11 protein-coding genes are annotated in these 11649 nt (G+C 58.9%); 3 read left to right on the forward strand and 8 right to left on the reverse strand.

From position 1 onward, the window contains the following. Positions 1-65: 65 nt before the first annotated feature. From ACFPPB_RS01815 to ACFPPB_RS01850, 8 genes are all read right to left on the reverse strand, one after another. Positions 66-1310 carry a glycosyltransferase gene (locus ACFPPB_RS01815; RefSeq protein WP_377323794.1) on the reverse strand — a complete coding sequence of 415 codons (1245 nt, stop codon included), beginning with the start codon at positions 1308-1310 and terminating at the stop codon, positions 66-68. Then, entirely contained in the window at positions 1307-2413 is a 1107-nt protein-coding gene (locus tag ACFPPB_RS01820; protein WP_377323796.1) for a hypothetical protein, read from the reverse strand. The genes ACFPPB_RS01815 and ACFPPB_RS01820 overlap by 4 nt, the downstream gene beginning before the upstream one ends. A gap of 22 nt (positions 2414-2435) precedes the next feature. Next, a complete protein-coding gene (locus tag ACFPPB_RS01825; RefSeq protein WP_377323798.1) occupies positions 2436-3530 on the reverse strand; it encodes a DegT/DnrJ/EryC1/StrS family aminotransferase in 1095 nt (364 codons plus the stop codon). Further along, positions 3527-4114: a UDP-2-acetamido-3-amino-2,3-dideoxy-D-glucuronate N-acetyltransferase gene (gene wbpD / locus ACFPPB_RS01830; RefSeq protein WP_377323800.1), complete on the reverse strand. Its 588-nt coding sequence runs from the start codon at positions 4112-4114 to the stop codon at positions 3527-3529. Before wbpD ends, ACFPPB_RS01825 begins: the two co-directional genes overlap by 4 nt. Before the next feature lie 12 nt (positions 4115-4126). Continuing rightward, entirely contained in the window at positions 4127-5086 is a 960-nt protein-coding gene (locus tag ACFPPB_RS01835; RefSeq protein ID WP_377323802.1) for a Gfo/Idh/MocA family protein, read from the reverse strand. Between the two features lie 189 nt (positions 5087-5275). Then, positions 5276-7474: a polysaccharide biosynthesis tyrosine autokinase gene (locus ACFPPB_RS01840; RefSeq protein WP_377323804.1), complete on the reverse strand. Its 2199-nt coding sequence runs from the start codon at positions 7472-7474 to the stop codon at positions 5276-5278. A 33-nt stretch (positions 7475-7507) separates the two neighbouring features. Further along, the gene (locus ACFPPB_RS01845) at positions 7508-7942 is read right to left on the reverse strand and encodes a low molecular weight protein-tyrosine-phosphatase (protein WP_377323806.1); all 435 of its coding nucleotides are present in this window, start codon (positions 7940-7942) and stop codon (positions 7508-7510) included. 186 nt (positions 7943-8128) lie between these two features. Next, a complete protein-coding gene (locus tag ACFPPB_RS01850) occupies positions 8129-8566 on the reverse strand; it encodes a hypothetical protein (RefSeq protein ID WP_377323808.1) in 438 nt (145 codons plus the stop codon). Between the two features lie 49 nt (positions 8567-8615). Here ACFPPB_RS01850 and ACFPPB_RS01855 point away from each other — a divergent pair, with 49 nt between their 5' ends. The 3 genes from ACFPPB_RS01855 (at position 8616) to ACFPPB_RS01865 (ending at position 11304) form a co-directional block, all read left to right on the forward strand. Then, the gene (locus tag ACFPPB_RS01855; protein WP_377323810.1) at positions 8616-9692 is read left to right on the forward strand and encodes an alkaline phosphatase family protein; all 1077 of its coding nucleotides are present in this window, start codon (positions 8616-8618) and stop codon (positions 9690-9692) included. A 12-nt stretch (positions 9693-9704) separates the two neighbouring features. Beyond that, entirely contained in the window at positions 9705-10718 is a 1014-nt protein-coding gene (galE, locus tag ACFPPB_RS01860) for a UDP-glucose 4-epimerase GalE (RefSeq protein ID WP_377323811.1), read from the forward strand. Positions 10719-10842: 124 nt separating this feature from the next. Then, complete coding sequence (locus ACFPPB_RS01865; RefSeq protein ID WP_377323813.1) at positions 10843-11304, forward strand: DNA-binding transcriptional response regulator; 462 nt, start codon at positions 10843-10845, stop codon at positions 11302-11304. The last annotated feature ends 345 nt before the right edge of the window (positions 11305-11649 follow it).

The raw sequence follows: 11649 nt of genomic DNA on the forward strand, positions 1-11649 counted from the left end.
CAGTCTTGATCTGTGTCGCAGCGTCCCTGGTGGCGTGCGCAGCGGGCCTGGTGCGTCACACCGGGTTATTCCGGAGCCGATCCGATAGCCAGGACGTTCGAAATAAAATCCGTGTAATTCCTGTTGGAACTGAAACGTGCCTCGATCACTTTGCGCGCATTCATGCGCAAGGCATTTCTCCCATCTTCAAGCGCGACTCTGCCGATGGCATCGGCAATTTCCTGAGAGCTGGGGCACGGGCTCAGCAAGGCACCGCACTCGTTGGATACCAGGCTGGAAACGCCTCCTACATCGGGTGCCAGCGCGGGCACGCCTGCGCTCATGGCTTCCATGATGGAGACCCCCATGCCCTCCGACTCGCTCGTATTCATGAACAGGTCGACGGGTGTATCAAGGTAATATGTCTTGACCGCTTGATTGGGCAGCTCGCCAAGAAATTCGAAAGACAAATTGCTTATGCCGGCCAGCCGCGTCTCTGCGAGCTTCCTGATCTCGTCGAAGAGGGGGCCACCGCCGATATGGGTCCAGGTGGTCTTTATCTGCCCATGCTGACGGGCAAACAGACTCAGCGCCTCGACAATTCGATCCAGGCGCTTTACGGGCACGCAAAAGGAAACCGAAGCGACATGCAAGGATCCTGCGGGGCTCGGTCGCGACAGTGCGTTGGCCAGCGGCACTCCCAAGGGGCTGATTTTCATTTTTTCAGGTGGGGCGCCGTATGTATCTTCCAGGTAAGCCTTGCCCTCATCAGACAGCGTAAATATCCTGTCATAGGCATGAATGAACTGCCGCTTGAGCGGCATGTATTCATGCTTTCGTCGCGTCTCGTACAAGTCAAATCCATGCGCCCTGGAGACGACCTTGCGCACGGATCCTCTCGCCTTGGCCAGCAGTGCGGCATAGGACTGAGCTTCGTTCCAGTAACAATACGCCACATCGATCTTGCCGCTGGCCTTGGCGTATTGCTCCAGGCGCTCCGCTTGTTCAAGGACCTTGGATGTATGCAGCATCGCGCGCAGTGTGGTGTAGATGCCCATTTTCCGTGATCGCCACAGATAGATCAGCTCATGGCGGAACATCGAGGAGAACATCGCAAGCAACATGAACCAGAATCGATCGATCCTTGTGCCGCTTGCCAAGCACAGGTCGATCGATACGCCATCGGGTATGGACCTGGGCTCTCCGGCGGCGACCGCTGGCAGCAATGTCACGCTGGCGAAGGGATCGTCCGCCCAGAATGCGATTTCATCCTCGATGAACTGCTCACCGGGATAGTAAGGATAGGCATTGGTAAGCATGGCGATTTTCACGGCCGTATGACCGCGCCGGCGACGAGGATTTCGACCATGGTGTTCCGATAAACGGCTTGATCCACGTCGAAAGGAATGCTTACCTTGAAGCAGGCAACGCCAGCAAGGCACTTCGATAGAACAAGTCGCCAGTTTGCAATCACCTCTTCCATGGTCAACATGGCGGTCGTGCCAGTCGCCGACGCGTTGTATTGCTCCCAATAAAGATGGTCATGAAATATGCTGTATTCGGCCCTGATGACGTCGATCGTCATCTCGACGGCATTCGATACGCCCAGATGGGACATGCGAATATCGGTAACATCCTCACGGACCGCGTAGTACAAGCGGGAAAGGGGGGCCGATGCCGATTCGACGTGATGATAGAGGCGGTCCGGCCGGACTTTTCTGCGCACGCTGGCGGAATTCATCCAGCTCTTTACGCCGAAATGGGCTTTGTCGACCCACCCGCGTCCTGCGAGTATTTCGCCTTTAAGCGCATTCCCTGCGCAGTTGTAACCATAGATCTTCGGCCAGGCCATGTTGGCGTAGGCATGCGAGGTTGCCGCCGAGACGATGACGATATCGTCACTTACGAAGCCGACCTTTTCATGTTGCCGCAATGCCAGCATGGCCGCCGATTTGCCGGCTCCACCTGTTCCTGCCAATAGGCAGGCGCTTCCGTCCACCGTCACGCATGCCGCATGTATCGGTGCGACGTCATTGAAGAAATATGCCGACGGAACCAGGACGAACTCGTGCAGTATCTGTTCGAACGATTCGACGTCGCTTGCGTATTCCATTGACAGCAGCTTCTGGATTTTAGGCTTCATGCCGTGACGGATCTTGAGGGCGACCTCGATCTCCAGGCGTCCGCCGTCTGACCAGCCCCAATAGACGTCGACCGCGGGAAATGAAGTCACCATGCCATGACCGAATTTCTTGTGCGCCTTGGGATTGATGGAAGATGGGGCACGCTTTGAGATCGCCCGCACGATGCGTATCTCGACCTGCGGGTCGATGTTTCCCGCATCCGCATACAACATCAGACATTCAGCGAGCAAAGCCTGCTGATTCGCTTCGCTTGAGAATGAATAGCATCTTCCGAAGATGAGTTTTTTCATGCGGCGGAGTCCGTGGCCGTCTTCAGAGGGAAACGCTCGAAGCCAGCGTCGTGACGATGAGATCCTGTTGACTTGTGCCGAGATAAGGCGACATCGGCAAACTCATGACTTGCTCTGCCGCCTGATCGCCCACTTTGAGGCGCACGCTCCCGTCGGCCAGGGCGGGCTGTCTGTTGAGGGGAGTCGGGTAATGCACTGCCGTTGGAACCCCGGCTTCCTTCAGGCGGGCTTGCACGGCATCGCGATCACGCACCCGCACGGTGTACTGAGCCCATGCGCTGGTGTTGTGCGGTTCGATCACGGGTACGACGACACCGTCGGTTTCGCCGAGCAGCCGGCCGTAGGTCTGTGCCGCCTGCTGACGCAGGGCTATTTCATCGTCGAGAATCTCGAGCTTGGGCAGAAGTATGGCCGCTTGCAAGGTGTCGAGACGGCTGTTCACGCCTATGCGGATGTGGTGATAGCGGCGATCCTGGCCGTGCCGGGCAATCTGGCGCGCGACCTTCGCCAGCTCGGCATCGTTGGTGAAGATCGCCCCGCCGTCGCCATAGCAACCTAGCGGTTTGCTGGGGAAAAAGCTGGTGCATGCGACGGTGCTGAGATTGCAGCTCTTGCGGCCCTTGTAGCTGGCACCGAAACTCTGCGCGGCATCCTCGATGACGGGAATGCCATGTTTTGCGGCGGTGGTGTTGATGGCGTCGAAATCGGCACACTGGCCATACAGCGAGACCGGCATGATCGCCTTGGTGCGCGGCGTGATGGCTGCTTCCAACAGTGCAGGGTCGAGATTGTAGGTGCGCGGATCGATGTCCACGTATACGGGCTTGGCGCCGAGCAGGATTGCGGTTTCGGCGGTGGCGATATAGCTGAAGCCCGGCGTGATCACCTCGTCGCCACGACCGATGCCCAGAGCCATCTGGGCGATCTGCAAGGCATCGGTGCCATTGGCCACCGCGATGCAGTACGCCACGCCCACATAGGCCGCCAGTTTTTCCTCGAGTTCGCCCACTTCCGGGCCGAGGATGTACTGGCCGTGCGCCAGCACGCGGGCGATCCCTGCGTCGAGGCGATCCTTGATGCGGGCTTGCTGGGTCTTGAGGTCGATGAAGTCGATCATGCTGCGGGCTCCTCCTTGTGCAGCGTGTGGCCCTTCAGCACATAGCGCGCGGCGGTGCGCGCGCAGACCACTTCGGCGTGCCCTTCCAGCGGAAGGTTCAGCTGTTCGCCGAACTCGCTCATCCAGCCGATTTGCCGCGCCGGCACGCCGGCCATCAGCGCATAGGCCGGCACATCGCGGTTGACTACTGCGCCGGCACCGACGAAGGCGAACTCGCCGATGGTGACGCCGCAGATGATGGTGCAGTTCGCGCCGAGTGTGGCCCCCTTGCGCACCACGGTGTCGCGGTATTCATCCTTGCGCTCGATCAGTGAGCGCGGGTTGTAGACATTGGTGAATACCATGCTGGGGCCACAGAAGACCCCTTCCTCCAGCGTCACGTTGTCGTACACCGACACGTTGTTCTGAATCTTGCAGCGATCCCCTATGAGGACCTTGTTGCCGACAAACACGTTCTGTCCGAGCGAGACCTCCCTGCCGATGCGGGCACCGCCGCAGACATGCACGAAGTGCCATACGCGGGAGCCTGCGCCGATCCGGGCGCCCTCATCGACGATGGCGGAGGGGTGTTGGTAGTAGTCCATGCTGTTCGCTCTTCAGGCTTGTCGTTTCAGGAATGGATGACCGTCGTCCGTGAAGGGAACGGCCTTGCCATTGCGGATCGCCGCCACGGTTTCGATGGCGGTGCGGTTTTCTTCCAGGCGGAAACCGCGGCCGGCGAGTATTTCCTCGTAGCTGCGGTTGTGCAGGTCGGCGAAGCCGCCGGAAAACTCGATTCCCTCGCCATCCACGGTGATCGACCGATAGGTGCGCTGGCCGCTTTCGCGTTGCGCGGCGGGCACATCCTCGACATCCACCGACAGAAACCAGCGCACGCGAGCATTCTCGTACTCCAGATAGCCGGCCGCCTTGGTGTCGCTGGACAGGTGCATCACATTGATCTGCAGCGCGCCGAAGACGTAATGCAGCATGTCGAAGAAGTGCACGCCGATATTGGTGGCGATGCCGCCGGATTTCTTAGGATCGCCCTTCCAGCTCTGCAGGTACCAGTGGCCGCGCGCAGTGACGTAGGCGAGGTCCACCTCGTGCTTGCCGCCTCCTTGCTCGCCTTGAACCTTGTTGCGCAAGGCGATGATCGCCGGATGCAGGCGCAGCTGCAGGATGGTGTTGATGCTCTTGCCCGTCTCCCGCTCGATTTCCAGCAATCCGTCGATGTTCCAGGGATTGAGCACCAGCGGTTTCTCGCAAATCGCGTGGGCACCGGAGCGCAGGGCAAAGCGCATATGCGAGTCATGCAGGTAATTCGGCGAGCAGATGGAAACGTAATCGATCTGACCGCCGTTTCCCGCGCGCCGGCGCAGATCGACATGCCGATCGAAACGCTCGAACTCGGTGAAGAAGTCGGCGTTGGGAAAGTGACTGTCGATGACGCCGACCGAGTCATTCGGATCGAACGCGGCCAGCAGCTGGTTGCCGGTGGCCTTGATGGCCTGCATGTGGCGAGGGGCAATGTAGCCGGCGGCGCCGATGAGGGCGAAGTTCTTCGAGCTTGGCATGGAACTCATCCTGGTCTAGCGTGATTCCGGGCGACGTTCATTTGATTGCATTTCTACCGATCGATCTGCAGTGCCGTTGCTGCCGGCACCATTCCTTCTCACGGTGAGCGACAACCCTGTTTCGTTGGATGCCGCTTACTGCGAACTGCGTCGGAATCCGCACTCTTGTTACTCCCGCTTCAGGCTTTTTCATTTGGGTGGCTTGCCGACACCGTAATAGGCATAGGAGTAGTAACCGCTGCTGCGTCTTTCCACGGCATTGAAGATGGCGCCCTTGAGCGGGACCTTGTTTTGCTCGAAGCGTTGCCTCGCCAAGGCGACCTCGCGTGCTTGATTGACTCCGAACCGCACCACCAGCAAGGCGGTGCCGGCGTGATGACCGATGATGGCGGCGTCGGTCACAGCCAGGATCGGGGGGGTGTCGATGATGATCAGATCGAACATCTGCTTGAAATGATCGAGCAACGCGGAGAACCGGGCGTTCATCAGCAGCTCGGAAGGGTTCGGCGGTATCTTGCCGCGAGCGATGAAATGCAGGTTTTCCAGCGGACCGACCTGGCGCATCGCCTCGACCAGGTCGATCTGACCCGAAATCAGTTCGGAAAGGCCGACTTCGGCTTTGCCGCCGACGACCCTGTGCAGCGAGCCCATGCGCATGTCACCGTCAATCAGCAACACGCGCTGGTTGCTTTGAGCGACGACAGCGGCGAGGTTGGCGGAGACAAAGGTCTTGCCGATATCCGGGCTGGATCCGGAAATCATGAGTACATTGTTTTTTGCTTCCAGGCGGGCGAAATGCAAGCTGGTGCGCAAACTTCGCAGGGCCTCGGTGGCCAGGTCCGCGGGCGCGTCCAAGACCAGCAGATGCTGCTTGCTGCTTCCGCGGATGCGTTTGCCGTGCAGTGCCTGCTCCCGAAGGCTGACCGGGATAGTGGCGTACACGGGAAGACCAATCTTTTCGATGACGGCGGGGTCTTCGATGCCGCGATTGAGCATCTGCCGGATGAAGACGTACACCAGAGCCACGAAACCGCCGAGCAGCGCACCGCCGAGTACCACGATGAGTTTCTTCGGCCACACCGGCCGCGTGATGTCCACTGCCGCCTTGTCGATGATGCGTACGTTGCCCACCGTGCCCGCTCGGGCTATGTCCAGCTGCTGAGCCTGATTGAGCAGTCCGGTGTAGGTGTCATTGCTCACCTGCACATCGCGGGTCAGCTTCAATAGCTGTTGCTGAGTGTCCGGCAGACCGCCCACCTTCTTGTCGATCGCGTTCTTCTGTGCCTCCAGTTGGCCGATCTGCTGCATCAATGCCTTGTAGGCCGGGTGCTCGGGGGTGTACTGACGCTGCATGTCTGCCTGTTGCAGGCGCAACTGCTGGATATTGGTCTGGATGGTGACTTCCTGATCCAGCAAGCCCTGGGTCTGCATGCTGATATCGACCGAATGCGCCTTGATCTGGTACGCATTGAGCGCCGCGGTAGCCTTCTCCAGATCGCGGCGCACATTGGGGAGCTGCTCCCTGACAAACTTCAGGCTGTTCGCCGCTTCCGCGGAGTTGCGGTCCACGTCCTGCCGCACATAGAGCTCGCCGACCTGTTCGAGCACGTTGGTGGCCAGCCGGGGATCGGCGTTGTCATAAGTCATCTGGAGGATGCCGGAGTCCTTACCTTGCTCTGTGACATTGATGGCCCGCTGCAGGCCATTGATCACAGTCAGCTCGCGATGGCGGAATACAAGGAAGTGCGTGCCCGGATTGGCAATCAGCGTCTTGACCTGGATGGTTACGCCATGGCCGCTGGCGGATTGCCCCGCCTTGCCAATGACCAGCACGTTGTCGTTGTCGTCCACCAGGACATAGGCGCCCCCCTCGCCGGCAATCAGGCTGAGCGGCCTGTCCAGCAGCTTGTCGGGGACGTCCAGCTGGAAAATGTCCAGCTTCGCGCCGCCCCAATCGTAGCCAATCATGCCGAACAGGGCAGGAGACACTTTGTCGGGATTTTTCGAAGCGTAATGACGTGCGATGAAGTTGCCCAACAGCGGTAGACGCTGCGGGTGGGTTTCAATCGTGAGATTGAGCTGGTCGACCGCCGCACCGATCACCATTCGCGAGGTGATCAGTGCGCTCTCTGTGGTGGCCTCGGGGCTGGACGCCTCCAAGGTCTGGGTCAGCGCGCTCAGTCCCGGCAGATTCGGCACCTCGTGTTCCACCTGTACCACCGAGGTGGCCTGATAGATCGGCGTGGTCAGCAGCGCATAAGCAATGCTGAGTACGATAAATATGCCGGTGATGGTACCAATCAGCCATTTGTGATCGTTGAGCGTGCCGAGCAGTTCGCTCAGGTCAATCTCATCATCGCGCTGCACAGGGTCTTGGGTGGCGGTCATGGGACGGTCAGCTCATGGCAGGGAAGATGGGAATCACAGATAGGGCTCCCAGCTACCGACACCCTGCGTGATTATCTCGTGAACATGTTCGAATGCGGCTCGCTGCTGGCGATAAGGGTCCGGGATGTCACTTCCTTGCAACCATTTATCGAGTAAATAAACTTTGCCGCGAGCTTCGGGAGCGAGTTGAATCATTGCGGCAACATGATTTTTCTCCATACCCAGCACCAGGTCCGCTTCGCGCAACATGGAAGGCATAAGCTGACGGGCCTTGTGCATCGTGCCGTCGATGCCATTTTCGGCGAGTAACTGCAGTGCAATCGCATCCATAGGACTGCCCACCAGCGCGCCGAGTCCGGCGCTGCCGAATTCAATGTCACGCGATCCCAGACGCTGCCGAAACAGATATTCGGCCGTTGGGCTGCGACAGATATTGCCCATGCAGACAATGAGTATCCGTTTAAACACGGTATCGACATGCTCCCGTATCCCGAATCAACGTGTCGGGTAATGACGCAAGAAATAACGATAACTTTTTCCTTTTTCTGTAACTCGCGTCACAGAGAGTCCAAGGCCTTTCGCCAACACGATCCACGTACCCTCGCAATTAAAAAGGTTTGGTGGATAACAGTAAGAACACCGTTTTCCTTGATACTACTTTTTTGTTTCAAAGGCTGCGAATAGATGCTGATGCAGCATCGAAATACGGCGGTCGATCATTGCATGTTCGAATTGTCCAACAGTGAACAGCAGCGAAATGATCCATTCACTCGCGGACAGCAGGGCAACATCCACATGAGGAGGTGAGGCGAATGTGAATTCACGCCAGCTTGCCTTGATCGTGGAGATGATGGGATGAATCTTGCCTGAGCTTGCGGCCCTCGCCGGGTTGACGATGCCAAGCGAGGCCGATCCAATCGGTGGGCATGTCTCGGTGCAGCGAGATATCTTTTTTTGCATTCTGGAACCACCGATGACAAGGCCACCAAGAAGCTCCGCCGTCATGCGTGCAGAGCGACCCATATCGTCGGCGCGAAAGCGTCGTGGCATGGCATGGATATCATGGCTGCCGTTATTGATGGCGTGCGCCAAGAGCCCCGTCGTTGCTGCGATAACAGTACCCGCACCAGTACGCCATGTCGTGGTGATCGTGCTGGAGAACGAGCCGTATGACGTCGCGTTTGGCGAACATTCGCAGGCGCCATACCTGGCACACCGGCTGCCGAAACTGGGCGCGTTACTACCGCAGTATTACAGCATTGGTCACGACAGCCTGGGCAACTACATCGCGATGATCAGCGGACAGGCGCCGAATGCGGCTACGCAGAGCGACTGCAAAATCTACAGCGACTTCCGGAGCACCGCACCTGAGCTGGACGGCAACGGGCAGGTACTCGGCGAAGGTTGCATCTATCCGTCCAAGGTCAAGACCCTGGCCGATCAGCTCGACGTGGCAGGCCTCAGCTGGAAGGGTTACATGGAAGACATGGGCGCGGATCCCACGCGCGAGTCTTCCACCTGCGGGCATGTCGCGATTGGCGCGCAAGACCACGCCAATGATCCCAGTGCCAAGGATCAATACGCGACCTGGCACAACCCCTTTGTCTACTTTCATTCGATCATCGACGACCCGACGCGTTGCGCGCAACGCGTCGTCAATCTCGATCAGCTGGCGAAGGATCTGCAAAACGTCGACACCACGCCGAATTTCGTCTTCATCACGCCGAACAGATGCCACGACGGGCATGACGCACCGTGCAAAAGCGGTGAGCCGGGAGGCTTGATTTCCGCCGACGCGTTTCTACGCCGATGGGTGCCGCGTATCGTCGCCGCGCCGGCATTCCGCCGGGATGGTCTGCTGGTCATCACGTTCGACGAGGGCACCGACGCCACGGCATGTTGTGGCGAGCAAGGTTTGCCAAATGGTCCTCCGCCTGGCATGTACGGTGCTGGCGGCGGTCGCGTCGGTACCGTGCTGCTATCACCGTTTATCAAGCCTGGCACGGTATCCTCAATGCCTTACAACCACTACAGTCTGTTGCGCACATTGGAAGATATTTTCGGTGTGCCGCACCTCGGCTATGCCGCCGCATCGCCACTGCGCGCATTCGGCGAAGATGTCTTTACCGCCTCGCGGGAAACAGCCCACCAGTCAGCAAGCACCGCAGCCGGCGGGCGCGCCGTGCGGACTCGGCGTGGGTCGTCCGGTGGGCAGTGAAGGAGCATCGTGATGAAGAATAGCGTCCTCGTCACCGGCGGTGCCGGTTACATCGGTAGTCACGTTGTCCAGCAACTGGTCACGCGTGGCGAGCGTGTCGTCGTCATCGATAATCTGAGTACCGGTTTCCGCGACGCGGTTTGTGGCGCCGAACTGGTGGTCGGCAATGTCGGCGATCGCGCACTGGTCGCCCGTCTGCTGCGCGAACATCATGTCGAAGCGGTGATGCATTTCGCTGCGCATACCGTGGTGCCCGAATCGGTGAGCGACCCGCTCAAGTACTACGGCAACAACACCTGCAATACCCACAGACTTCTCGCTTGTTGCGCGGCGGCCGGCGTGGGGCGATTCATCTTTTCCTCCGCCGCAGCGGTCTATGGTGTGACCGATAACGGTATCGCCGACGAAGGCACGCCCACGCAGCCGATCAACCCATATGGCGCGTCGAAGCTGATGTCCGAGACGATTCTGCGCGATTTTTGCGCCACCGGGGCGATGCGGCATATAACCCTGCGCTACTTCAACGTTGCCGGTTGCGATCCGCTGGGCCGCATCGGTCAATCCACGCCCCATGCGACGCTGCTGATCAGGGTTGCTTGCGAGCACGCGGTCGGCAAACGCGCCAGCTTGTCGATCTTCGGCACCGACTACGACACGCCGGACGGAACAGGTATTCGTGACTATATCCACGTCGACGATCTGGCCTCGGCCCACTTGCGCGCACTCGATCACCTGCGCGATGGCGGTGAGTCGCTGACTCTCAATTGCGGCTACGGCCATGGCTACAGCGTGCGCGAGGTCATCGATGCGGTGCAGCGCGTCGGCGGCCAGCCATCGTCGGTGGTCGAGCTGCCACGTCGCGCCGGTGATACGCCGATACTGATTGCGCGCAGCGATCGTCTCAAGCAGAACCTGGATTGGCAGCCGCAGTACGACGATCTTGATTTCATCGTCCGCACGGCTCTGCTGTGGGAAAAGCAGCTCGCACGGAAATCCGCGCCACTGGCCTCGGCTTCGAGGGCTTGAAGATTCGGTAGGACCGAATGACATGCCAGGTCCTGTCGGTAGCGCGTCATGATGTCACGTCAAGGCGCCACGCAATTAGCGAATGTCATACGCATCCTGGCGGGTCTCAGTTGGATATAGCGCCGTGAAATCAAAAATAAAAACGGCGGTCATTGTCGATCGTGACGTGATTGCGCTCGATGTAACTCGTCAGGTACTGGAGTTGTATGGCGGATACCAGGTGTGCGTGGCGCATGACAGCTCGGTCGCGGAGGCTGCCCTGAATCTACTCGGCATTGTCGATGTATTGGTCACCGATGCGCATGTCGCAGGATGTGGATCGAGTTCCGATCTTTGTCGGCATGCGATTGAGAAACACCCATCCATCGGCATTATCCTCACTTCCGATTCCGTCGAGGAAAAATTCGCTGGAGCTCCGGCGCGAAGTCAATTCCTGGTAAAGCCATTCGGCATTGACGCATTGCTGGCAGCCATCAGCCCGAAAGCGCAAGCGAAATCGGTTCAACGAAAACCGCCGCTCGGCAATCCCGCCAAAGGTTCGATAAGTCGTTCTGTTCATCCTTGTTTGAATCGCCGCCAGCCTTAATCCCATGTCAATGGAATCGTGGCGGCCGAAAGGGCTCAATTCGATCTGTCGCTGCAATGCCCTGAGGGCGCTTATTGGACAGTCTGGGCAATCGTTTAGCTGATGGGAAGTCAATATGCGCCTTGTACGCCCGCAATAAAACTTCCGGCTCGGTGGTCGCGCCTTGATCGGAAAGTGACAAGCTGCGTATCGAACGCGGCTTTTATCACTTCATGGATTTATTCCACCGTCACCGACTTGGCCAGATTGCGCGGCTGATCCACGTCGGTGCCGCGCAGCACGGCGACGTGATAGGCCAGCAATTGCAGCGGCACGGTGAACACGGCCGGCGCGATGAAGGAGCCG

This window comes from Rhodanobacter terrae (genome assembly GCF_042657005.1).
Lineage (GTDB): Bacteria > Pseudomonadota > Gammaproteobacteria > Xanthomonadales > Rhodanobacteraceae > Rhodanobacter > Rhodanobacter terrae.